Genomic DNA, 24,914 nt, shown 5'->3' on the forward strand with positions numbered 1-24,914 from the left:
ACCCCCTGAAACGGAGATAGACCTCATCGCGAAGCCAAATCAGCCCCTTGAAACGGAGATACCGCCTAGCAACACTTATAGGCTGACGACGACGCCCTCCCATGGTGCAAGCTCACGGCCGGCAAGAGCGGTCACAGCGTGCGGGGCATCATACGTGCTGATCACCACGTTCGACTCGGCAAGGCCATCGGCCACTGCCAACAGTTCGGCGGATTCGCGAGGCAAATCAACAGTTCGCCCGGACATATTGACCACGACCAACAACTTCTCGTCACCGAGGGTACGAGTGAAGGCATACACATGCGCATCGTCCGCGTCGAGCAGATGCCAGTCGCCGGCCTCCACGACAGGCATGTCGTGGCGCAGCGCGATGAGCCGCTTGTAGAAGGAGTACACCGAATCCGGATCATCGAATTCGCCGGCGGCGTTGATCTCGGCATGATTCGGATTCACGGAGATCCATGGCTCGGCGGCTGCGTCAGGTGCGGTGAAACCGGCGTAGACGGAGCCATCCCACTGCATCGGTGTGCGTGAGTTGTCACGACCGCGGGCGGCGATACCGGCCATCATGGATTCGGGCGACTGCACCTTGGCCTCTTCGACCCTTTGACGGTAGGCGTTCAGGGATTCAAGGTCGCGGTACTGGTCGAGACGAGTGAAGTGGGCGTCGGTCATGCCCAATTCTTCACCCTGATAGATGTACGGGGTACCACGGTGCAGGTGCAGCATCAGGCCAAGGGCCTTGGCCGAGCGGACCCGAGCCTCTTCCGAGGAATCGTCACCCCAGCGGGAAACCACGCGCGGCTGATCGTGGTTGCCGGTGAATAGGCTGGCCCATCCTGCGTTCTGCACAGCGGCCTGATAGCCGGCCATGATGCTCTTAAGCTTCGGCAGATCGAGCGGCAACGGCTTCCACTTGGTACCTTCGCAATCAAAATCAACATGCTCAAATAGGAAGAGCATATCCAGCTCGCCATTGGCCGGATCGGTGATGTATTCGTTGCGCTGGGCTGTGACGCCTGGCGCCTCGCCTACAGTCAGGAAGCCGTCACGCCCTTCGAATACCTCACGGCGCATTTCAGCCAGGAATTCATCCTGACGGGGGCCGTCCGCACAGAACGGATTCGGGTCGGAGTAGCCCTCCTCCCCCACCGGCAGGTCCTGCAGCTCGGAACCGGCCTCGCCGGGGAGCCTGCCGTTGGGGTCGGTGCGCTTGGAGATAAGGGTGATGACGTCCATACGGAAGCCGTCGATGCCGCGATCGAGCCACCAGTTCATCATGTCGTACACTGCACGGCGCACGGCCGGGTTCTCCCAGTTGAGATCAGGCTGCTTCTTCGAGAACTGGTGCAGGTAGTACTCGCCGCGCTCCGGGCTGTACTCCCATGCGGAACCGCCGAAGTAGGAGCCCCACTGATTCGGCTCGGCGCCGGGCGTGCCCGGCTCGTGGCCGGGGCGGGCGGGACGCCACCAGTACCAGTCGGCGTGCGGGTCGTCCTTGTCCTTCGACGCCTCGAACCACGCGTGCTCGTCAGAGGTGTGATTGACCACCAGGTCCATCACGATCTTGAGGCCGCGCTTGTGCGCTTCGGCGAGCAGCTCGTCCATGTCGTCAAGCGTGCCGAACAGCGGGTCGATGTCCCGGTAGTCGGAGATGTCGTAGCCGTTGTCGTCTTGCGGGGACCTGTAGACCGGAGAGAGCCACAGCACATCCACGCCGAGGTCGGCGAGATAGTCGAGGCGGGAGGTGATGCCCTTCAGGTCGCCGAGACCATCGCCGTTCGTGTCCTGGAAGGAACGTGGGTAAATCTGGTAGACGACGGCGTTCGACCACCACGGGTTGGGCGTGGCTCCGTTGGTGCGAATGGCGTCGGGAATTATTGTGCGGTTGAAAGTAGTCATCGTTGGCTCCTTATTCATGTCTATATTGCCCGTTGCTCACAGTCTAAAAAAATGGTGAATTACATTCCCATTAGTGATCTGCATTGGTGTGCCGGAAAATAAATAGTGCCAGTTGGCAATGCACGGCCCGGTGCACGATTCGTGCGTTCCGGATTGCATAGCAGCGATTCGATAAACGGCCGATCCGGTTGATGTCCGGGCGAAAATAGCATGCCACACCGGGTCTCCGGTGACCGCTAGACGATTGTGCGTCATGCTTCCATACCGTACAACGCAGAAACGGGCGATTCCACACCTATGAGCACAAACACGTGCCACACAGCATGAGAACAGGCGTTTCTGCACCCATGTGGCACACGCACATACCGCACAACACGAAAAATGGCCGAATCGTGTTCATGCGGCAAATCCAGTCTTCCCAAAAACGTTGGAAATCCGCCATTTCTTGATTCCACTCCTCGGAAGGGGCAAATGGCGGTCTGCCGCATAACACCAAAAGCTCCAGTCTCCGGCTTGTACGGCAAAAAAACCGAGCGCTACATTACCTCGTGAGTATGCGGCCTATCGGCCGCCCGATTAAGGAAACAGCCCCACTGGGGCTGTTTCCTTAATCGGCTCATCTCGCTCGACGCTGTGAAGTAATGCAACGTCGAGCACTGCATTACTTCACAGCGTCCTGCAATTACGGACTGGCCTGCGGCCAGACTCAATATTGCCTCGCGGGCTGCCGCCCGCTCGGAGCGGTCAACGGAAAGCCCACTGGGCTTTCCTTTACTTGACCGCTCCTCTCATCACTCCGCCCACAACCCACTTTTGGGCGAAAATGTAGACGATGAGGATCGGGGCCATGGCCATCAGGTAGCTGGAGAATGCCATCGGGTAGTTGGTGGCGAACTGCGAGCTGAAGACGTACTGGGCGAGCGGGATGGTCTGGTTCGACTGGTCGGTCAGAATGATCAACGGCAGGAGGAAGTCGTTCCAGGCCCACAGCGCGGTCAGAATGGCGATGGTGGCGTTAATCGGGCTCATCAGCGGGAAGATGATGGTCCAGAAAATGCGCCACGTGGATGCGCCATCGATGCGGGCCGCCTCTTCCAGCGAGACCGGAATCGAACGGATGAAGCCCGTGGCGATGAACAGGTTCGTGCCCAAGCCGAGCACCGTGTACAGGATGATCAGGCCGACCTGGTTGTCCAGATGCAGGGAGCCCATCTGCTTCGCAATCGGCAGCATGACGACCGGGAACGGCACGAACATGGCGGCGATGAAGAAGTAGTACAGGAAGCGGAAGAAGCGCTTATCCATGTTGCGGGCCACGGCGTAGGCCACGAAGGTGTTGGTCAGCAGGGTGAGTACAACGGCGGCCACCGTGATAATCGCGGAGTTGAGCGCGGCCTTCGGGTAGTTGACCTTGGCGGAGGCGTCGGCGAAGTTATGCCACTGCCACGAGGTGGGCAGAGCGAAGGTGCCGGCTTCGGCCGGGGTCTTCAGCGCGGTGACGATGGTGAAGTAGAGCGGGATCAGAATGGTCAGGCTCAGCACTGCCACAGCGGCGGTCAGCCACCAGTTGATGCGGTGATCCCTGCGGAACTTGGCGGGCTTACCGGCTTTGGACGGAGCAACTGTTGCAGTAGTCATTTCTTATCCTCCCCTAAATCAGATTTGTTCCTGGCTGCGGGAAATGCGCAGCTGCACGAAGGCGATAATCGCCAGCACGATGAAGAAGAGCACGGCGTTCGCGGTCTGGTAGGCGTACTCGCCACCGGTCAGGCCACCCTTCCAAATGAGGTAGGTGACGGTTTCGGTGGCGGAGTTCGGGCCGCCATCGGTCAAGGCGACGACCTGATCGAAGGTACCGAGCGCGTTCTTCATGGACAGCACGAGGTTGATGGTGAAGAACGGTCCGATCAGCGGGAAGGTGATCTTCCAGAACTTCTGCCAGGGATTGACGCCGTCGATGGCGGCGGCCTCGTAGATTTCGTCGTCGATGGTCTGCAGACCAGCGAGGTAGATGAGCACCGAGTAGGCGATGCCCTGCCAGACGGCGAGGAAAACGATCGGGATCCAGCTGAGCTGCTCATTGGTCAGCAGCGAGGTGGACAGCCACTTGATGCCGAGTGCCTTGCCAAGTTCGGGCAACGGGTTCATGAAGATGTACTTGAACACGTAGCCGATGACCAGCACGGAGAGGGTGTAGGGAATGAAGAAGATGGCGCGGAAGCCGTTCTTGAAGGCGATCTTCGAGTTCAGCAGCACCGAGATGAACAAGGCGATCACGTTGATCAGCACCGTGATGAGGATGGCGATGAAGAATGTGAACAGGTAGGCGTGGCCCACACGGTTGTCTTGAAAGAGAGCGATGTAGTTCTTCAGGCCGATGAACTTGTAGTCGCCGTATCCCTGCGAATTGGTGAAGGAATACTTTACGCCGTCAAGAAATGGCAGGTAGAGGAAGAAAGCGAAGATGATGGCCGCCGGAACCGCCATCCAATAATAGGCGGGGTCCACTTTGCGGGTGGAGAAGGCGGAAACCTTCTTCTTGGCGGGTTTCTTGGCAGCGGACTTAGCGGCCGGAGCAGCGGTCTTAGTTGCAGTTGCGTGTGACATGATGTTCTCCTCTCCTACCGATCACTCGAAGGTCCTGGCTTGGACCTTGTCCCATTCGGTCTGCATCTGGTTCAGGAAGCGGTCGGTGTTGCCGGAGGTCACCATGGTCTGCAGGTAGCCGCCGATATTGATGGACGAAGGAATGTAGTGATCGCAGAAGTCGGCCACTCGGTTTTCCTCGAAGAACGGGCGCACGGTTTCCAGCGCCTCATTGCCGAAGTAGGTGTCCTTGAGCGGGGTGATGGCGGACTGCGCATCGGCGTAGGCGTCGAGCTGATCCTTCTGCATGAGGAATTCGACGAGTTTCATCGATTCTTCGGGGTACTTGGTGTTTGCGCCGATGGTCAGCATCACATCGTCGCCTGCGGTGAGGATCTGTTCACTGGCGTCATCGGTGGCCGGCATCTGGGCGAAACCAAGTTCAATGTCCGGGTTGATGAGCAGGATCTGTGGAATGGCGTAGGTACCGAGCGGAATGATTGCGGCCTTGCCTTGGGCGAAGTTCTGCGTGCCCTGCTGGTAGGTGACGCCAGTATCGGCAGTGGAGTAGGTGAAGAGTTCGGATTCCTTCTCGACTGCGGTTTTCCACAGTTCCTGGAATGTGGTCTTGCCTTGCTTGAGCTCAGTGTACTTCGACTCGGGAACCAGCGTACCGGTCAGCGAGGCGAGCGGGGCCTGGGTGGTCCAGGCGTCGGCCACTGTGCCCTGCAACGGATTGATGCCGGCGTCCTTGAAGGTGTTGAGCATGTCGGTGAACTCGGTCCACGTGGTCGGCGGGTTCTCCGGGTCGAGACCTACCTTGCGGAACAGCGCCTTGTTGTAGATGTAACCGGAGGCGTTGCCGGCAAAGGGCAGACCATACAGGCGCTTCTTGGAGGAATCGGTGGTCTGCACCAGGTTTTTGGCGATCTGCACCATGCCGGGGTTGAGGGTGTCCACGATGGGCTCGTCGGTGAAGTCGTAGAAAACACCGGATGCGGCGAAGTTGCCGAAGCTGATGTCGCCGTTGAAGGTGATTACGTCCGGCACGCGGTTCTTGACGAAGCGGGTGCGTAGATCGGTCTGGGCGTTGGCGGAGTTGTTGATGTTGACCTTGATGGTCGGGTTCTGCTTTTCGAAGTCGGCGACCATGGATTTGAACTGGTCTGCAGCCTCGGACTTGAACTGGAAGAAATCCAGCGTAACGGTACCTGCGGTGCTCGATCCGCAGCCTGCCAGGCCGAAGCCGACGGCGATAGCGCACGCCACAGCAGCAGTGCGCACGGCCAGACGCTTCAGTCTAGGCGTTGAATGTGGGGAATCGGACAGCATATTGTTGACTCCTTTATCTTTTTCCTTCCGGCTTCAGCGCCGGCGGCTCTTCCACTTTCAAAAGTAACGATCGCGCCATTTCATTCCCAGCGCCAGCGAGCCCACTTGCGCAAGAAACAAAAAGCGCGGTATTTTGTGATTAACGCAATAAATAATGCAAAGGGGCTTAAGCATGTCTGACGCCAATGCGATTCCGCAATGGTTTTCCGGATCCGAGCATACGCATCGCGTGGCGGCAGCCATCGCCCAATATGGGCCGATTGCGCGCACCACATTGGCACAGATGCTGGGATTGAGCCAGGGTGCGCTCTCCCGCATTACCAGCGATTTGATTTATGCTGGAGTCATCGAAGAACTGCCGGCTGTGGCCGGAACTACAGGCAAGCTGCCTGAACGGTTTACTCCCAAGGAGAGCTCGGATCGTCGCGGCCGGCCGCAGACCGCATTGGTATTATGCTCGAACGCACGCACCTTCGTAGGCGTCAAAGTGCACGGCACATCCATTGTGTCGGCCGCCGTGAACGCGCATGGCGAGGTGGTTTCCGGCCGGCATGAGATACCAATTGGTGCTGATCAGTCGGCAGAATATGTGACATCATCGATAGCCACGCTGGTTCGTGAATGCTCTGATGATGTCGCCGCCACCGGCCTGCCCGCTCCCACTGCCGTGGGCGTAGCGGTCGGAGGTCACGTGATCGATGATTCCATCGTCACGTTCGCCCCATTCCTGCACTGGGAGGGCACCACAGATTTAGGCGCAATGGTGTACGAGGCCACCGGATTGCCATGCGGCGTATTCAACGATATCGATTCGCTGCTGGTGGATGCCTCCTGGTTCGGGCCGGGAGTGGGCGTGGATACGTTCGCCGTAGTGACCATCGGCGTGGGCGTGGGCTATTCGCTGGCTGTGCATGGCGAACCGGTCAGTTACCCGGACAAGAGTTTTGGCCTAGTGGGGCATGTGCTCATCGACCCGGAGGGCCCGCGCTGCACCAGTGGGCATATCGGGTGTTCGCAATGCCTGACTGACGATTCGATTGCGGAACAGTATTCGGCGATCATCGGCCGCGCAGCGACCTTCGATGATTTTGCGCACGATGCCAGAGCCCATGTGCCGCAAGCCTCCCAGCTAGTGCACCGCACTTGCTTCCGATTGGGATCGCTGGTGGCCACCGTGGCGAACATCGCTATGCCGGGGCATGTAATGATCGCCGGCGAATCGGCATTTTTGGCGAAGCTTGGTACCGATTCGCTGCGTGACGGCATCCGCTTCTATCGGCATAGCCAAACTCAACCGGTGAAGTTCACGATTATGGATCACGACTGGCAGCTCTGGGCCAAAGCCGCTGCCAGCCGTGTAATCGTGAAGCATATTGGGTAGGTCACTCCGCCACGACCAGCAATTACGGACTTGCCTATCGGCAAGGCTCAATCCCACCTTCACTCAGCTATCGCTTCGCTCAGGCCATGGCTACTGACAGCCCACTGGGCTGTCAGCTTAACGCCACGGCCTTGAACAGTACTGCCTGCTGAGGGTGGAGGGACGGGGGACGGATGCCGTAGCGCTGCAGGGCTTCGCCGGTCAGGACTACGCCTTCTTCGTTCCACCAACCGAGGGTGCTTTGACCATTGGTCAGACCTTCGAGGTCCAGGCTTGGGTCGAGCGGGCTAATGCGATACTTGCGCTTGGGGTCAAGGCCAGGCAGATGCACGGGAGCGGCAGGATAGGTCTGGCTCGTGGTCAGCTGGGTGAAGCGGTAGATGGCAGCATTGCGGTTCGGCATCACCATGCCATCGAGGCGCACGGCCGGATCGCTGGAGTCGGCGTGCACGCAGGTATCGATGGCGAACCAATCACGATGCTTCTTGAACTCGGCCACCCACACTGCCAGCTTGGCAAGTGCATCGTCCGGCTCCTTGAGCAGGTTCCATTCGATGCCCATGTGCCCGAAGAATGCCATCGCCATGCGCAATTCCTGACTGGTCTCACGACGAGTGGAGTGCGCGGGGCTGGCACCCACATGCTCGCCCATCATGGCAGGCGGCACAAGCAGTGATGTGTAACGCTGGATGTCCGCGCGTTCGACCGGATCCACGCAATCGGACACCCAGATACGGTCGGCGTATTCGAGGATACCGAGATCCACACGGCCGCCACCGGAAGAGCAGCTTTCGATTTCGAGACCCGGGTGAGCGGTCTTGAGGCCCTTGAAAATCTCATAGACGGCAATAGTTTGCGCATGCACGGCCGGACGGCCGGAGCGGCGAGAACCGGGCTCAGTGACCAGCTTGTTGTGATCCCATTTGATGTAGTCGATGCCGAGCTCGCCGACGAGCTGATCCATGCAGCCGTAAATGTAATCGAAAGCTTCCGGATTGGTCAGGTCAAGCACTTGTTGAGTGCGGCCCTGCAGCGGCAGACGGCCGGCAGTGGGCGAAAGAATCCAATCAGGGTGGTTGCGGGCCACGTCGGAATCGGGGTTGACCATTTCCGGCTCGAACCACAGGCCGAACTCCATGCCCTTGGCATGCACATAATCGGCGAGCGCCTTGAGGGACTTCGGGCCATCGGGCCATACGTCCTGAGAAATCTGCCAGTCGCCAAGGCCGGAGGTGTCGTCGCGGCGAGAACCGAACCAACCGTCATCCACCACGAATCGTTCCACGCCAGAAGCGGCTGCCTTGTCGGCGAGCGCCTTGAGCGTATCGAAGTTGTGGCCGAAGTACACGGCTTCCCACGTGTTGAGGATTACCGGACGGCCGTGCGAGAACAAGCGCGGGTGTAAAGAACGCACATAGGAGTGGAAGCGTGCGGCAATCTCGTTCAGACCATCGCCGAAGGAGCCGAACAGCCATGGGGTTTCGTAAGAGCTCTGGCCTTCGCCGGCTGCATCATCAAGCGTTACTTCGCCGCCAAACAGCAGCTCGCCACCGCCAATCACACCCTGCGTGTACGGCAGTCGCTCGGCGGACAGCACGGAGTTGCCGCTCCAGCCCACGTGCACCGAGTAGGCCTCGCCATGCTCGAAGCCGAAGCCGGGAACGCCGGCGGTAAGCAGCAGAGAAGCATCGAAATCAGGGCGACCTGCGAGCTGCGGCTTCTCAAAACGTCCGATGGTGAGCGGCTGACGCTGCGGGCTGCGTTCGCGAAGATGGTGGCCGGTGGTGGTCAGGATTTCGGATGCGGATTCGGGCAGGGGGAAGCCGAGCTCGATCTTGCCGATTTCCAGCGGGGCCTCGGCACCGGCTTCTGCTCCGAACAGGTTGGTCACGATGGCCTTCTGACGGGCCAAACCACCGGGCAGAAGTTCGAGATGCCATTCGAGTTCCACGCCTTGCTCTTCGTCGCGCGCAGTGATTGCCACGCCGGGCACATTGGCCGGGCCAGTGGTACGGGCACGTCCAGTCACATCGGTGTAGCTGTCGCCGGACACAGCATCGAGGCTAGCAGCTACCACGCCGTCGAATTTCATACCGGTCACGGTGAACTTGGGGAAGAGTTCGATGCCGTCGCGGCGCAGCACCACACGCTGCTCACCAATCCAGCTTTCGGCCTGAGTCGGCAGGATGGACGGCCAGGCGGTGTCATCGAGTGCACCGGAAACGCGCTGCGGCTTGAGCGCATCGTACGCAGCGAGCAAGGTCTCAGGATTGCTCAGCGGGCGACCCCAATGAATGATACGCGGCAGGTCATCGCCGGCAGCGACCAGACCGATTGCCACGTTGGCATCGGGCTGTACAAGATAGATGGCGGTGAGCGCGGTTCCGTCAGCGGCGGTACCGGTGAAGGTGGCGGGGTTCTGGGACATAGTGTCTCCTTCGACGTATACGGAATGCATTGAACTACTGATTGTGATGGTAGAAGAAGTAGAATATGTTGCCTTGGTGCCGCGTGTTGGATGGATGAAGTAAGTATTTGAGCGATTTACCGCCGATGAGCGAAGAACGTGCTGAGGAGAGTCTGGCAATCGGCTTCTGCCACGCCGCCATGTACTTCAGGGGCGTGACCAATATGGGGATCGCGCGGGATATCCCAGATTGACCCGCAAGCACCGAGCTTGGAGTCCCACGCGCCAAACACGATGGTGCCGATATGGGTTTGGACGCATGCGCCGGCGCACATCGGGCAAGGCTCAAGCGTAACAGCCAGTGTGCAATCGGAGAGATTCCACGAGCCTAATGCGCGGGCGGCCTCACGCATGGCAATGATTTCGGCATGCGCCAGTGGATCGCCATCGGCCTCGCGTGTGTTGTATCCTCGCCCGATGATTTGGCCGTCGGCGTCCACCACCACTGCGCCAACCGGCACATCGCCGGCTGCCGCGGCCCTTTTGGCGAGCTCCAGCGCGCCGTGCATCATCTCGTCATATCCCATATGCCCCATATGAACGAGTGTATGCCGCGTGGCTTGCGGTCATCAACGACTTTCAGCAGATATGTCCCATCTGGACGAGTGCATGGCCTGCCCCGTGGGACAAGATGTGAATTTGGCCAGTTTCCGCATTATGTCCCACGCTCCTCTCAATCGGCGAAAAGCATCATCCTCAAGAAATGGCGACATTCCAACGTTTCATGTTTTGGGCTTGTGGGACATAAAGAATGTCAATCGATTGATGTTGTTAATGGGACACGGTCAAGTGGGACAACACGAAAAAATCGCCAGTTTCCGCATCGTGTCCCACGCAAAACGACATGATCCAACCGCATGCCACACGCGAGATGATACGAACTCAGCCACACTCGGCCTGAAGCTTAATGTGTTCCTAACGATGCTCATATACTTTGAGTGATAAAAGAAAGGGAGACACTCATGGCTGTATTCGAGCTCATCCTGTGCATTATCGCAGCAGTGGTGGTGAGTTCGTTCGCCAGTCGTTTCGTACCGCGAGTGTCCACACCACTGGTGCAGATCGTGCTGGGCGTGCTGGTCACCTACTTGCCGTTCTTCCCGGATGCCAAGCTCGATCCGGAATTGTTCATGGTGCTGTTCATCGCGCCCTTGCTGTATCTCGAAGCGCACGAAATCGACAAATCTGCCCTGCTGAAAACGTTGGATTTGAGCCTATCCCTGGCGATTGGTCTGGCTATCGTGACGATGACCGCAGTGGGATTCACGCTGCATGCCGTATGGCCTTCGATTACCTTGGCTTCTGCTCTGGCCCTAGGCGCGGCGCTCGGCCCGACCGATGCAGTGGCCGTGAGTTCCTTGGGCAAAGAGGCTTCACTGTCCCAACGTCAGCGCAGCGTACTCAAAGGCGAATCCCTATTCAATGACGCTTCCGGCATCGTCGGCTTCCAGTTTGCACTTGCTGCAGCATTCACCGGAGACTTTGCCGTGGGCCAAGCCGCCGGTGAATTCGTGATCTCGTTCTTTGGCGGCACGCTGTTCGGTCTGCTGGTGGCCGGATGCGCCAACTGGGTGTTCGAGACCGTACGCTCCCTCGGTTGGGAGACCACCACCACCCGTATTTTGATGGAACTCTTCCTGCCATTCCTGCTGTATCTAGGTGCGGAGGAATGCAATGTATCCGGCATTCTGGCAGTGGTGGCAGCCGGTCTGTTCATCCGTTTCGACCGTACCGGAGTGGGACCGAACGTGGCCCGCACGAATATCGTGTCTTCCTCCGTGTGGGGAGTGTTGAGCTTTTCCCTCAACGGCGCCGTGTTCATCCTGCTAGGCATGCAGCTGCCGCGAGCCATGCAGGCCAGCTGGTCCGACCCATACATCAGCAACACTGTGCTCATCGGCATTATTCTGCTCGTCACTTTGGTGGTGATTGTGCTGCGCTTCCTCTGGATCACCGCCATGCTGCGCATCGCCCGCGACATGAACACCGGCATGCGACGCAAAATGACCCCTGAGCGCTGGAGGTCGGCCGCCGTGATGACGTTCGGCGGACCCAAGGGCACCATCACGCTGTCGTTGATGTTTACTATCCCGTATTACATTGCGGGCGGCGCGGCATTCCCCATGCGCGACGAACTCATTTTCATCGCCTCCGGCGTGATTATCGTGACATTGCTGCTAGCCAACTTCCTGCTACCGTTGCTAGCTCCGAACCGCAACCGCGATCCTGGCGCGGAGATGATACCGGTCACCATTGAGGTGCTCCGCTCCACCGTGGAAGAACTGACTGGCCGTATCACGCCTGAGAACCGACGTGCAGTGCTTATGGTCATCGACCAGTACACTAAGCGCATTGGCCGCTTGCAGCAGCACATCGGGGAAACCGACCCGCAGGGGTTGGAGAAGCTGCAAATCGAAGCGCTGCACTGGGAGAAGGAATTCGTGCGCGACCGCCTTACCGAAACCAAGGCGCATCCGGCGGCGGATTCAGCCACGCAGGAGCTGAATGTGGAAGCTTGCGAGCGCATGCTTGACCAGATCATGAATACGTTGCGCCACACCTCCACCGATCCGACTTCCGGTCATGCGGTATCGCAGATTCGTGGACGTGCACGCATGTTGCAGCGCCAAGTGAGCAACTACGCCAAGCGCACCGTCTCGAAGATTCGCCATACCACGCCGCTGGTGAGCGAGGATCAGATTTTTGCCCGCACGCGTGAATTGCAGGTTGAAGCGATTCATCATGTGATTGACCGGCTGGTGGACGAGATGGGCAACGACACCTACAACACCGAGCATTGTTCAGCGCTGCTTTTGGATTACCGTCGCGCTGAGGGCTCGCTGCAGGCACGGCCAAATATGAGCGGCACCACTGAGGCAATCACGCAGGTCGAAGAGGTGAAGCGCGAGAGCTACGGTATTGAGCTCAGTGTGATTCAGGACATGCTTGAGGCCGGCGACATCAACCGTGCACAAGCACGTTCGCTCAGGCGCAATATATACGTCATGCAGGTTGACGCCGATTCCGGCATCTAAATTTCTTGGCTCCCCTCTCTGAGGGGAGAGCCAAGGATGCTACTTTCTCGTGATTTTGAGGGCTACCCAGACACTGCGGATGAGGAGCACTGTTAGGTATGTGGCGAACAGGATTTCGCCAGTGCGTGGGGTCATCGCCTCGGCAATCCACGTGCCCAGTGGCGCAGTCAATGCGGCTACGATGCCGATAATCAATCCGACCTTGGCATGCACCATGCGCCGGCGAACATTGGCCACCGTAGTGGTGACGGCGTTCGGGAACATGGCCAACAATGAAGTGCCGCGAGCAATCAGATCCGAAGCATCAAACAGAATCGATAACGATGGCACAAGAATGGCACCACCGCCCACACCAAGCAGGCCGGCCAGAATGCCGGCGATTACGCCGAATACCACCATCAACAGGCCGGTAACGAGGTTCAACTCAATCGAGGAATCACGCGAAGGCACGAATATGAGCTGGCTGAGAATGACGAATGCCATGAACACCACGAATGCCCAACGCAGCACGACTTCCGACAATCGGGACAGTAGTAGTGAGCCAATCTGGCCGCCGACAAACATACCGATGAACACCAGCAACGCGGCAATCCAATCGACATTGCCGTTGACCGCGTAAGACAGCACGCCAGATACTGACGTAGGGATAATCGCCAGCATTGAAGTGGCGGCCGCATGACGCTGGGTCAGGCCAAGCCATACCAGTGCAGGTACGATGATGGTACCGCCGCCGATGCCGAACAGTCCAGACAACAAACCAACAAGCACGCCCACTACTACCATCACCGCAATGCCGCGCGGGGATTCGTCCACATGGTTTTCTTCAGCACTCACTTCGCTCATGGGACTTTAGTCTATGACCGGAGTGTGTGCGGGTCTCCGTTGCGTCCGATTACTGTACATGGTGCGGCCGCATCGCTTCATCACCACCCAGTGCCATGAATCAGGCAAGTATTACAGCACGCCAGACGTGATGTCGTTATCCAGCAACCACTGGCGCAGATCGGCGAATTCCTCAAGACTCACGTTGTGATCAAGGCCGCGATAGCTCTTGGTTTTGAGCCACGTATGCTCCTCAAGCCAGGCAGCAGTGGCGAATAATTCGTACTTGGGAATCACGCCATCGTTTTTGCCGTAGGTGTAGAACACGGGGATATCGTAATTGGCCAAGCGATCGTCGGCGGGAGCGGTGCCGGGTACTTGACCGGGCGCGTTGAAACCAGACAACGATACGACAGCACGATAGCGTTCGGGATTGATGCGCAGTAGATGCACGGCGACGAGACCACCTTGCGAGAAGCCGAGCGGTACTACATCACGGTCAGCGGGAATGTTGGCAGCCACCCACCGATCGACGGCAGTGGCGGCTGCATACGCGTCATAATCAAGATCATCGCCGACCGGCAGAGCGTCATGGAGCCACGCGTAGTTGCCGGGCATTTCACTGCGTTCGGGAGCCTTGGCAAGTGCCAGTGGGCCGCGCAACGCTACAAAATCGTTGTAGGGGGCGATGAGGCGCATGATGCCCGCCATGTCTTCTTCGCTGGAGCCCCAGCCATGCAAGCATAGGAATAACGGATGAGTGGGGTGCTGGTCGAAGCCGCCGCGCGAGGTCACGCTGTATTCCACTGAAAGCGGCTCGCCAAAACGCCCAGGCACGGCAGTGGATTCACGGCCGATTAAGGGCTGACTTGCATTCGCTTCGTTGCTCATACCACCACAATATACGGCGTTCGGCTGTTGTGAAGTGCTCAACTGGCATGATTTCGGTCACACTGCGGCATTGCCACTGTCCGTGCCATCTTTGGCTGCGGCGATGGTTTCGAGGGTGCCACCCCACTGCTGCTGAAGCGCGGTCATATTGTCGGCCTCGCCGAACACCATCCAGCGCTTGCCATTCAGCAAACGCCAGTCGCCTTGCGTCTTCTCGTTGTCGGCATGCTGGCCCAACAATTCAGTGATTTCGCTTTTGATTGGCGCCCGGCTCATCGCAGCCGAGGCCTCGGAGTCAAAGGATACGAACGCAACACGCGGATCAGCACACATCTGCACGGTGGTGATGCCAGGCAGACCGCCCGCATCCAATCCTTGCCACCCGTCCTTGCACGCGCCGCCAACCGCCCGTTCAATACCTTGCTCCATTTGTGCGGTATTGTCTACCGGCGCTTTGTCATTGACGGCGGGATGAATCAAACCCTGTGGGAACAGTACGCCCACGGCCACACCCACCACCAAACAAGCCGCGGCCAGAACCAATGTGACGATGCCGCCTGCGCCCACTCCCCCATGCGTGGAGTGACGCGGCATCGCGACACGCGACGAAATCACCAGAATCAGGGTAAGTCCGATCAGCACAGCCGCAGTGCCCGCGATATACCGACCTCGCACATTCACCAAAAAGCCGATGGATTCGGGCGCAATCTCATGGGCCGCCGATAAGACAGCCACCACTACGGCCAGCAATCCGGTAATTAATGCGATACGCCGCAACAACTTGGATGCAGGGCTATCGACTTTCAGCTTGATCGCACGCCGACCAGAGCCACACCCCCGAGAATACTGCTGTTCGCGGCGAGCGCGGCGCGAACCGTTGTACTGCCCGTCGTCAAAGAAATCGTAATCCTCGTTATTACTTGCCATCTGGACCGCCCTCCCTGCCGATAGCCCCAGTGTACCGCCCCACCGTGTGAGTGGTCGTCATTCCGCAGGATGAATCGACTAAGCAAAAAAGAACCCCGGCGGAGTTGCCGCCGGGGAGAGAAAGGAGAGAGAAGAAGAAAGGGGTTCAATTGTCGGGAGCTGCTGCGGCTCCTGATCAGCTCTTCGCTGACATTTTTTATATAACCACTCGATTCTGTGTCTATCTCTGAGGTTCTCTGAGAATAACCTGAAAATTTTGCGCTTGGGCGCTGCCGGCTACTGTATCGGCTCTAATACTGTTTCTGCACGGGGCGCTAGACTTAGGAACAGTATTTGTTCTGCCGCAAGGAGTTTTCATGCTGCTGTCCGACCGCGATATTCTCGCCGCTCAGTCCGCTGGTCACATCTCTCTGGATCCGTGGACACCGGAGATGGTGCAGCCCGCCTCCATCGACGTACGGCTGGATCGCTATTTCCGCCTGTTCAACAATCACGCATATACCTATGTGGATCCCGCCGAAAATCAGGGAGCGCTCACCGAACAGTTTGAAGTGGCCCCTGACGAACCGTGGATTCTGCACCCCGGTGAGTTTGCACTGGGCTCCACGTGGGAGTACGTCAAGCTCAATCCGACTATTGCCGCACGCCTTGAGGGCAAGAGCTCACTGGGCCGTTTGGGTATTCTGACCCACTCGACCGCCGGCTTTATTGATCCTGGCTTCGAGGGGCATATTACGCTTGAGCTGTCCAATGTATCGACGTTGCCGGTCAAGTTGTGGCCCGGCATGAAGATTGGCCAGATGTGCTTCTTCCAGCTGAGCTCGCCTGCCGAGCACCCGTACGGCTCTCAAGGCACCGGCTCCCATTACCAGGGCCAGCGTGGACCTACCCCAAGCCGCTCCTACGAGAATTTCTATCGCGCGCACATCAAGGACTAAACGCTACAACGCATCATTCGGCCGGCGCATGCCGGCCATTTGCTTACCACCAAGGAGATGTTATGACCAACAGTGACGGCGGTTTCCAATTCGACTTCCAGCACCCTGAAGAACCATCCAAGCCAGTAATGCCTCCGGTTCCCCCAGCACCTGCGACTCAGGCAACACAGCCTGCGCAGCCCACACAACCCGTATGGCCAGCCGCGCAGCCGACGCAGGCATTCCAACCAGTACAGCCGACACAAGCAACCCAAGCATTCCAGTCAGCACAGCCGACACAAGCAACGCAGTCATTCCAACCTGCGCAACCGACCCAGCCAACGCAGGCTGTACCTTCATATGACGCGACTGCGGCAACTCAAGCATTCCAGCCGATTCAGTTTGGACAGCCCACAACCCCGGCATACGGTACCGGCGCCACTTCTGGGCAGACCGTCGCCATGCCGGCAGCCCCAGCCCAGGCGATGCCTGCTGAAGATATGCAGGCGACTCAGGTATTTCAGCCGTCCGAAGTACCGGCTGCGGCTCCCGCACAGCCGGCGACACTACCGCCCACCATTCCACCACTCGATCAGTTCGCTGATGAAGAAGAGCCCGAAGAACACGAGCCTCGTCATCAAGGCGGCGGCAAGAAAAATACGGGCAAAACCGTCGGCATTGTCATCGCCGTGGTTGTGGTCGTGGCGTTGATTGCCGGAGGCTTGTTCTGGTGGCATTCCAACAGCAGCAAGGTGAGCCAAGCGGCGGCGCTAGTCGAATGCAAGGCAGCAGCCAAGCAGTATGATTCGGCCAAGAAGAAGCTCACCACCGCCATCACGAACGGTCAGACCAGCGCGCAGACGCCCACCAGTGACGTGGCCGACGTCAACACCATCACCACGTTGAATCAAGCGGTGCAGGATGCTGGCACCCCGGCCGATACCGCTACCTGCGATTCCAAGCTCGGCGCAGATGAGTTGAAGAAGCAGACCGAAGACATGCAGAGCAAGGTCAGCGACGCCGCCGATAAGACGGATGCCATCAACAGCGCCATCAAGGCCGTCAATGCTTCCAAGAAGACGGCAAACACCAACTCGCTGAAGTCGAACCTCAGCTCGGCCGTTTCGCAGGCTCAGGGCATTCTGGACAACTCGGCCGGCAACGTGGCCGATGAGAATACTCGCACCGCATTGCAGACCGCCATTACCGAGGCGAACACCGTGGCAAGCAGCTCCAACCCGTCCGAGGCCGACGTGAATAACGCCATTTCCAAGCTGCAGAAGGCCGAGGCCGACGTGAACGCTTCAATGCAGGCCAAGCAAAAGGCTGACGCCGATGCGGCAGCACAAGCTGAGGCTGAGAAGAAGGCTCAGGAAGAGGCTGCGGCGGCTGAGGCTCAGAAGAAGGCCGAAGAAGAAGCCGACAGCTCAAGCGGGATGAATAGCGGCACTGGTAGCAACTAGTAGTTCTGCGTTCCGCATATAAAGGGCGGGTCAAATCCTACAACAGGATTTGACCCGCCCTTATTGTTATTTGGTGCTATCCGTTGGCGTTACTGTCGCTTAGCCATCGCGCGCAACACAATCTTGCGCAGCTCGGAAGCAATCAGCACAATCGCAGCCAAGCTAATGCATTCCACCCAGGCCATCGGGCTGAGCGCAACGGTACCGAACGGGCCGTTAAGGAACGGCACATAGACCACCACAAGTTGCAGCGCCACGGACAGGCCGATCGCGCCCCACAGCCACTTGTTGGAGAATAAGCCCACGAACACGGACTGCAGGTGGGAGCGGGAGGCGAGCGCGTTGAACAGCTGGGCGAACACCAGAATCGTGAAGCCCATGGTACGAGCCTCGGTCATCTGTGCCTCATGGCCGATGGCATCCACCGAGCGGTCGGTGAACAGGCCGCCGGACAAGTGCATATCCATGCCGATCAGTGTGACGACGGCCATGATGACGCCGATGTAGATGATGTCGCCCCACATGGAGGCGTCGATCACACGATCGGTCATCTTACGCGGCTTACGACCCATCACATCGTCGGTTTGCGGATCCACGCCCATGGCGAGTGCGGGGGCCGCATCGGTCAGTAGGTTGATCCACAGCAGCTGCGTGGCGAGGAGCGGTACGGCGACGCCCACGGATTCCGGCTGACGGATACCGAGGAAGCCGGCCAGCACCACGCCGAGGAACACGGTGAACACCTCGCCCACGTTGGAGCTCAGCAGGTAGCGCAGGAACTTGCGGATGTTGTCGAAGATCACGCGGCCTTCGCGCACAGCAGCCACGATGGTGGAGAAGTTGTCGTCCGCCAGAATCATCTTGGCGCTCTGCTTGGTCACTTCGGTGCCGGTGATGCCCATGGCCACACCGATATCCGCGGACTTGACGGCCGGAGCGTCGTTCACACCGTCACCGGTCATGGCCACGATGTTGCCCTGGCGCTGTAGGGACTCGACGATCTTGAGCTTGTGCTCAGGAGCCACGCGGGCATACACGGACACTTCAGCAGTGGCCTTGTCGAGCACGGCTTCGTCGGGCAGCTGATCAAGCTGGTCACCGGTCAGGGCCTTGCCGTCCTTGGCGATGATGCCAAGGTCGGAGGCGATGCGGGCAGCAGTCAGCGGGTGGTCGCCGGTGATCATCACGGTGCGGATGCCGGCACGGTGCGCCTCGGCCACGGAATCGCGGACCTCAGTGCGCGGCGGGTCGATGATGCCGACCATGCCGTTCCAGATAAGGTCGGTTTCGATGGCCTCGGACTGTTCGGCGATGTCGGCCACCTGGCCCGCGGCATTTACGCTGACGCCCGGCACATCGGCCAGCGAGCTGGTTTCCAGCGGTCGACAGGCCTGACCAAGCGTGCGGTATGCCTCGGAAGAGAGGCGTTCGACGGTGGCCAGAATCGACTGACGATCACCTTCGGTGAGCTTGCGGACCTGGCCGCCCACGCGAATGCGCGAGCAGTAGCTCAGCAACACGTCCGGCGCACCCTTGGCGAACACGGTCAGTTTGCCGGAATCGGTGTCGTCTTTAGCGATGATAGACATGCGCTTGCGTTCGGAGGTGAACGGAATCTCGCCCACGCGAGTGTAACGGCTGACCTTGTGATCAGCCTTGACCTTGCGAGCGGCAACGACCAGTGAGACTTCAGTGGGGTCGCCCACAATCTCCCACTTGCCGTTTTCCTGACGGAGTTCACCGTCGTTGGCCAGTGTGCCGGCCACGAGTGTGGCAATAACCTCATCGGCGATGGTCTTGGCTTGATCGGATTCGGGATCAACACCACCGGCCATGACCATGCGGCCTTCGGGCGCGTAGCCGGTGCCGGTGATCTGCACTTCGCCGGACGGGGTGACCACACGTTCCACGGTCATCTCATTACGGGTCAACGTGCCGGTCTTATCCGAGCAGATCACGGAAGCGGATCCCAGGGTTTCCACCGAATGCAGCTTCTTGACGATCGCGTTGTGGGCCGCCATGCGCTGCACGCCAAGCGCCAGCACCACGGTCAGAATGGCGGCCAAACCTTCCGGCACGGCGGCCACGGCAAGCGAGACGGCCAGCAGCAAGGAATCAATCACGTCATGGACGTCGTTGAAGCCTTCCAACACGGCGAGCGCCACCAGCACCACGACAGCGATGACGCACACCGCAATGCCGAGGATCTTGGAGACGTAATCCATCTCCTTCTGCAACGGGGTTTTCTCGTCCTCTGTGGCGGAGAGCATGTCGGCGATCTTGCCGACCTGCGTATTCATACCGGTGCCGGTCACGATTGCGCGGCCGGTGCCTTGCGTCACGGAAGTGCCGTTGAAGATCATGTTGGCGCGGTCGCCCAGCGCCTTGGCCTCGGTGAGTGTGTCCGGCTTCTTGCCAACCGGCACGGATTCGCCGGTCAGTGAAGCCTCGGCGATGCGCAGGCTGGCCGCGTTGACCAGTCGGCCATCAGCGGAGACCGAATCGCCTTCCGCAAGGACGATGATGTCGCCGGGAACCACGTCGGCGGTGTTGATGCGCATGACCTTGCCATCGCGCAGCACCGAAGTCTGCGGGGCCGTCATTTGTGCGAGCGCTTCGACGGCCGCCTCGGCCTTGGCTTCTTGCATGTAGCCGAGCACAGCATTGACAATCAGGATCAAGATGATCACGATGGCGTCGAACGGAAGCGCCTCGCCGCCTTCCGCGCCGGGCTGCGCATTGGCTTTTTCGATGAACCAAGCGATCACCGAGATAATAGTGGCCGCGATCAGCAGGTAGACCAGCGGATCTTGGAATTGGGCCAGGAATTTCTTCCATTTCGGTACGGGCGGGGCGCTGGCGAGCTCGTTCGGGCCGAATTTGGCCAGTCGGCGCTTGGCTTCTTCCTCGCTCAGGCCGTGGGATGGGTCGACGTTCAGGGCTTTGGCCACGTCGTCGACGCTGGTCAGACTTGGATCAGTATCCCCCAATAGCGCTTCCTGTGCGCGCACTTCTTCCGATTCCACGACCCCGTTCGTTGCGGTCGCGGACTTTGCGGATTGATCGTTACGATCATCCATGGTGTTCTCCTTGGTATCGCCGCGGAGTAGTCAGCCTCGCGCCGGCACCGGGTTGTCTCTCCCGGGCGGCGCAGGACTGCGCGGTTATGGGCATCGACGCAATTGCAGCCGATGCGTACGATGCCATTATTCCATAACCCGGCGGCACACTGGTCAAGCCATGACGGGCGAGCTGGGCGCGGACATCGTCGAGCGGTACAACGACTCGCCCATCGCTGCGGCCGCGCTGCCCGCCCTGACCTCGGTGCGTCCGCCGTACGCGCGTATCGTCACCGAGGTCTTGCGTCTCATCGAAATCGGGCCCGGGAATCCCACGCACATCTCGTTGCCACCGGAACTCGTCGTGCGCGCCTCGAGCTCGAATCGGCTTATCTGACGGCGAGGGTGCCCACTTGCGCGCCGACGGCCACCGTACCGGAACCGGTAAGATCCAAAGCGGCGATGGTGGCCGGGTTGGTGAACACCACGATGACGTCGGTGGCTTTGCCCGCGGCCTTGACCGCATCGAAATCGACCTTCTCGATGGGATCGCCGGCTGAGACCGTCTGCCCGGCACTCACCAGCATCGTGAAAGGCGCGCCCTTGAGTTGCACGGTATCGACGCCGATATGCACCAACACCTCGACACCGCCCGGAGTGGTGATGCCCACGGCGTGTTTGGCGTCGGCCACGGTGGTCACCGTTCCGGAAACAGGGGCGACGACCAGCCCGGAGGACGGCACCACGCCGAACCCATCGCCCAGAATCTTGGCTGCGAACGTGTCGTCGGGCACTTTCTCGATGGACTCCCAGACACCATCGCATGGGGCGAGAACCGACGTCGCTGCGGGGGCGGGCGCCGCCTCATCGCTGTTGTGGAACAAACCGGAGAACAATCCCATAATGACTCCTTGAAAACCAATGATGGACGATAACGGATGGGTTGCGTGACGCCGATCATGTCGACGTCACGCAGCCCATCCGTCATACCAAGCGACAGAGCGCCAAGCGCTAGGCTTTATGCAGCTCTTCCATGGCATCGGCCACAGCCTGCACCTGCGTGCCGACCACAACCTGGACATTCCTGTCGTCGATGACCTTCACGCCGGGCACCAGCTTGCGGATGGCGTCCACATCCACCTTGGCGGTGTCCTTGACACCCAGACGCAGACGGGTCACGCAGTTCTCGATGTCGACGATATTGGCCTTGCCGCCAAGCAGCGCGTAGAGCTTCGCGGCCAGCGCGGCGTACTTGTCGCGGGAGACCGCGGCGGCCGGGGCGGCGCCGGTGTCGAGAATGCCCGCCACGGCGGCGGCGCCCTCATCGTCAACGCCATCGCCACGGCCCGGGGTCTTGAGGTCGAACTTCTTGATCATGAACGTGAACACGAAGTAGTAGATGACCGCAAAGACCAGGCCCTGCACGATAAGCATCCACGGCATATGCGCCTGCGGCACACGCAGCGAGAGGAACCAATCGATGAAGCCGGCGGAGAAGTTGAAGCCGGCGATCCACTGGAAGGACGCGGCGATGAACACCGACAGGGCGGTGAGCAGCGCGTGCACCACGTACAGCGGGAAGGCGGCGAACATGAAGGAGAACTCCAGGGGCTCGGTCACACCGGTGAGGAAGGCGGCCAGACCACCGGCGAGCATCAGGGAGCCGACGGTACGACGGTTCTCCGGCTTGGCGCAGCGGTAGATGGCAAACGCGCCCGCAGGCAAGCCGAACATCATGATCGGGAAGAAGCCGGCCTGGTACATGCCGGTGACGTACTCGCCCCACGGCTGGAATCCACCGGTGGCCAGCACAGCCTTGGTGGTGCCGTTGAGACCGCCCACACCGTTCCAGAACTTGGTGATGTCATCAATGCCGGCAAGGTTGAACCAGAACACGTTGTTGAGGGCGTGGTGCAGACCCGTGGGGATGAGCAGACGGTTGAAGAAGGCGTAGATGCCGGCGCCGACCGCGCCCATACCCATCAGGGACTCGCCGAAGGCGACCAGACCGTTGTAGACCAGCGGCCACACGAACAGCAGCACCAGGGAAATGACCGACATCAGCGCGGCGGTCAGGATCGGCACGCAGCGACGGCCGGAGAAGAAGGCCAGGAAGTCGGGCAACTTGGTCTTGCTGAAACGGTTGTACAGCGCACCGGACACGCAGCCGACCATGATGCCGAAGAACACGTTCTTGTTGCCGATGGCGCCAGGAGCAAAGGCGGCCGGCGGGTTCTCGGCGTCGAAGCCCAGGAACATGGAGGCCGAGCCCATGATCGTGGTGATGGTCATGAAACCGACCAGACCGGACAGGGCCGAGGCGCCGTCCTTGTCACGGGCCATGCCGACGGCCACGCCAACGGCGAACAGCAAGCCCAGATTGTCGAGGATCGCCGAACCCGTCTTGCACAGATAGGCGGCGATGACGTTGCCGCCACCCCAACCGCTCGGATCGATCCAATAGCCGATGCCCAGGAAGAGCGCCGCGGCGGGCAGGCAGGCGACGGGCAGCATCAGCGCGCGGCCTAGTCGCTGAATATAGGCTTTCATTTCTTTCTCCCTTCATGCGGGTTTTCCAGCGGTGGAGTACTTCTCTGTGCCCTGCTCCGCCGTCACGCGCCGACCCTCCATTGGACCGGCCGATATCCGGCGGGGCGAGTACCGCTTTCAACGGATAATAGTACGCCACAGACGTCATGCGCCGCAACTCAGCGCACTGAAATCAAGGCTCGGAGAACCGTGCGCGGATTTCGGAAACCTAATCGAACATGCAAAGCGTCTGAGCCGCGGAATGCCGCCATTTTCGGTCATGTTCGTTTGTGCGGAAACAGTTCGGATGGGTGCACGGTTCTTACTGAGAATCGTCCTCTGCACCCATCGCGGCGGCCATGGCGGCGTCTCGGGAACCCTTGGTGACCCGCAGGCCCACGGTGACGCCGACCAACACCACCGTGCAGGCGATCCACAGCATCCGCCCGCCGAAGCCGCCGATCACCCCGCCGCCGATCAGCGGCGCCAATGCGATCGACACCGACCACACCACGTTATAGACGCCCTGGTACGTGCCGCGGGCGGTGGCGGGCGCCATGGCGGCGACCGTGGTGGTGGCGATGGGGAACGTGCCCAGCTCGCCCAGCGTCCACAGCACTACGGCAAGCGCGAACCCGCCCCATGAATGGGCCACGGCCTGCACCGCATAGCCGATGGCGGTCACCGCAAGGCCCATCACGAGCACACGCGAATTGCCCATGCGCGCGAACAGTTTCATGGCGGGAATCTGCAGCAGACACAGCATGCCGCCGTTGATGGTCAACAGCACCGAATAGTCGCCCAACCCCAGACCAAGGTCCGTCATGGCAATGGGCAGGCCGGAGGTGCTTTGGAAGTACACAAGGAAGTAGCCGAACATCAGCAGGGAGAAGCCGAGGAATGGAGTATCGGTGAGCACGCGCCGCCAATTGCGAGACATGGCGCCCTCGGGGCGGGCCGCCGGCGCCGAAGTCGTCAGATGCCTCACTTCGCGGAAGAACACGATCAGCAATATCGTGACGGCGATCATCACCGCCGCCTCGACGTAGAACATCAGCGAATAGGAGATCTTGATCAGCTGATTGGCCACGATCGGGCCGATCGCATACCCGAAATTGATGGCCCATGATTGCAGCACATAGGCGCGCTGTTGACGCTTGGGAGGCACCACGTCGGCGATGTATGCGGCGATGGCTGGACTGGGCAGCGAGGCGAACGCGCCGTATACGAACAGGGCCGCGCCCAACGCCACGGGATCGGCGAGGACGGAGACGACCAGAAGAGCGGCGGCCGCGCCGATTTCGCCGATGATGATCATCGACTGGCGGCCGAACCGGTCGGACAGCGCGCCACCGAAAAGACAGCCGATGATGGCGCCGAAACCGTACATGGCCACGACCGCGCCCACAACGCCTTCGCCGAGGTGCAGCGCGGAGACCAGGTAGATCGACAGGAACGACGTCACGAAGCGACCCATCCACAGAATCAGAATCGCCAACCATAATCCCCAATACAGCAGGGACAGTCCGAATATCATGCGCTGCTTCTTCACTCTCAATACCTTACCGGCTACCGACGGCGGAATAGCCGCGTTTTGGCGCGG

The 24,914-nt window shown here is 59.8% G+C and carries 18 protein-coding genes; 5 read left to right on the forward strand and 13 right to left on the reverse strand.

Translation table 11 applies throughout. The features are described from left to right. Positions 1-75: 75 nt before the first annotated feature. The 4 genes from BBBR_RS09510 to BBBR_RS09525 form a co-directional block, all read right to left on the reverse strand. Positions 76-1,902, reverse strand: coding sequence for a glycoside hydrolase family 13 protein (locus tag BBBR_RS09510; protein ID WP_032738091.1), 1,827 nt, complete (start codon positions 1,900-1,902; stop codon positions 76-78). A 771-nt stretch (positions 1,903-2,673) separates the two neighbouring features. Next, positions 2,674-3,540: a carbohydrate ABC transporter permease gene (locus BBBR_RS09515; RefSeq protein ID WP_003827791.1), complete on the reverse strand. Its 867-nt coding sequence runs from the start codon at positions 3,538-3,540 to the stop codon at positions 2,674-2,676. Between the two features lie 18 nt (positions 3,541-3,558). Continuing rightward, the gene (locus BBBR_RS09520; protein ID WP_003827792.1) at positions 3,559-4,509 is read right to left on the reverse strand and encodes a carbohydrate ABC transporter permease; all 951 of its coding nucleotides are present in this window, start codon (positions 4,507-4,509) and stop codon (positions 3,559-3,561) included. Positions 4,510-4,530: 21 nt separating this feature from the next. After that, the gene (locus tag BBBR_RS09525; protein ID WP_003827793.1) at positions 4,531-5,820 is read right to left on the reverse strand and encodes an ABC transporter substrate-binding protein; all 1,290 of its coding nucleotides are present in this window, start codon (positions 5,818-5,820) and stop codon (positions 4,531-4,533) included. Positions 5,821-5,992: 172 nt separating this feature from the next. Here BBBR_RS09525 and BBBR_RS09530 point away from each other — a divergent pair, with 172 nt between their 5' ends. Further along, the gene (locus BBBR_RS09530) at positions 5,993-7,201 is read left to right on the forward strand and encodes an ROK family transcriptional regulator (RefSeq protein ID WP_032738092.1); all 1,209 of its coding nucleotides are present in this window, start codon (positions 5,993-5,995) and stop codon (positions 7,199-7,201) included. A 112-nt stretch (positions 7,202-7,313) separates the two neighbouring features. Here the strand turns inward: BBBR_RS09530 and BBBR_RS09535 are convergent, their stop codons facing one another. Both BBBR_RS09535 and tadA read right to left on the reverse strand, forming a co-directional pair. Continuing rightward, positions 7,314-9,629: an alpha-galactosidase gene (locus tag BBBR_RS09535; protein WP_032738093.1), complete on the reverse strand. Its 2,316-nt coding sequence runs from the start codon at positions 9,627-9,629 to the stop codon at positions 7,314-7,316. A gap of 116 nt (positions 9,630-9,745) precedes the next feature. Further along, a complete protein-coding gene (tadA, locus tag BBBR_RS09540; protein ID WP_032738094.1) occupies positions 9,746-10,195 on the reverse strand; it encodes a tRNA adenosine(34) deaminase TadA in 450 nt (149 codons plus the stop codon). A gap of 435 nt (positions 10,196-10,630) precedes the next feature. Here tadA and BBBR_RS09545 point away from each other — a divergent pair, with 435 nt between their 5' ends. Beyond that, positions 10,631-12,703 (forward strand): cation:proton antiporter, encoded by a 2,073-nt coding sequence (locus BBBR_RS09545; protein ID WP_014484419.1) that lies wholly within the window; start codon positions 10,631-10,633, stop codon positions 12,701-12,703. 39 nt (positions 12,704-12,742) lie between these two features. Here BBBR_RS09545 and BBBR_RS09550 read toward each other — a convergent pair whose 3' ends face one another. The 3 genes from BBBR_RS09550 to BBBR_RS09560 form a co-directional block, all read right to left on the reverse strand. Continuing rightward, entirely contained in the window at positions 12,743-13,546 is an 804-nt protein-coding gene (locus BBBR_RS09550) for a sulfite exporter TauE/SafE family protein (RefSeq protein ID WP_003827800.1), read from the reverse strand. A 111-nt stretch (positions 13,547-13,657) separates the two neighbouring features. After that, the gene (locus BBBR_RS09555) at positions 13,658-14,416 is read right to left on the reverse strand and encodes an alpha/beta hydrolase (RefSeq protein WP_003827801.1); all 759 of its coding nucleotides are present in this window, start codon (positions 14,414-14,416) and stop codon (positions 13,658-13,660) included. A gap of 57 nt (positions 14,417-14,473) precedes the next feature. Next, entirely contained in the window at positions 14,474-15,343 is an 870-nt protein-coding gene (locus tag BBBR_RS09560; RefSeq protein ID WP_003827802.1) for a hypothetical protein, read from the reverse strand. A gap of 356 nt (positions 15,344-15,699) precedes the next feature. On the opposite strand from BBBR_RS09560, the gene dcd reads away from it, so the two are divergent. Beyond that, positions 15,700-16,281 carry a dCTP deaminase gene (dcd, locus tag BBBR_RS09565; protein WP_003827803.1) on the forward strand — a complete coding sequence of 194 codons (582 nt, stop codon included), beginning with the start codon at positions 15,700-15,702 and terminating at the stop codon, positions 16,279-16,281. A gap of 62 nt (positions 16,282-16,343) precedes the next feature. Beyond that, positions 16,344-17,723 (forward strand): FIVAR domain-containing protein, encoded by a 1,380-nt coding sequence (locus BBBR_RS09570; RefSeq protein ID WP_032738095.1) that lies wholly within the window; start codon positions 16,344-16,346, stop codon positions 17,721-17,723. Positions 17,724-17,812: 89 nt separating this feature from the next. On the opposite strand, the gene BBBR_RS09575 is transcribed toward BBBR_RS09570, so the two are convergent. Beyond that, on the reverse strand, positions 17,813-20,803 hold the full coding sequence (locus tag BBBR_RS09575; protein WP_003827806.1) for a cation-translocating P-type ATPase: 2,991 nt from the start codon (positions 20,801-20,803) through the stop codon (positions 17,813-17,815). Positions 20,804-20,963: 160 nt separating this feature from the next. On the opposite strand from BBBR_RS09575, the gene BBBR_RS09580 reads away from it, so the two are divergent. Continuing rightward, positions 20,964-21,179 carry a substrate-binding domain-containing protein gene (locus BBBR_RS09580; RefSeq protein ID WP_003827807.1) on the forward strand — a complete coding sequence of 72 codons (216 nt, stop codon included), beginning with the start codon at positions 20,964-20,966 and terminating at the stop codon, positions 21,177-21,179. Here BBBR_RS09580 and BBBR_RS09585 read toward each other — a convergent pair. The 3 genes from BBBR_RS09585 to BBBR_RS09595 all read right to left on the reverse strand — a co-directional run bounded on the left by BBBR_RS09585 (position 21,172) and on the right by BBBR_RS09595 (position 24,848). Continuing rightward, on the reverse strand, positions 21,172-21,684 hold the full coding sequence (locus BBBR_RS09585) for a PTS sugar transporter subunit IIA (RefSeq protein WP_003827808.1): 513 nt from the start codon (positions 21,682-21,684) through the stop codon (positions 21,172-21,174). The two genes, BBBR_RS09580 and BBBR_RS09585, sit on opposite strands and share 8 nt — an antisense overlap. A gap of 109 nt (positions 21,685-21,793) precedes the next feature. Further along, a complete protein-coding gene (gene nagE / locus BBBR_RS09590) occupies positions 21,794-23,332 on the reverse strand; it encodes an N-acetylglucosamine-specific PTS transporter subunit IIBC (RefSeq protein WP_003827809.1) in 1,539 nt (512 codons plus the stop codon). Positions 23,333-23,633: 301 nt separating this feature from the next. Further along, the gene (locus tag BBBR_RS09595) at positions 23,634-24,848 is read right to left on the reverse strand and encodes an MDR family MFS transporter (protein ID WP_032738199.1); all 1,215 of its coding nucleotides are present in this window, start codon (positions 24,846-24,848) and stop codon (positions 23,634-23,636) included. Between the last annotated feature and the right edge of the window lie 66 nt (positions 24,849-24,914).

It is taken from the genome of Bifidobacterium breve DSM 20213 = JCM 1192, from assembly GCF_001025175.1.
GTDB classification, from domain to species: Bacteria; Actinomycetota; Actinomycetes; order Actinomycetales; family Bifidobacteriaceae; genus Bifidobacterium; species Bifidobacterium breve.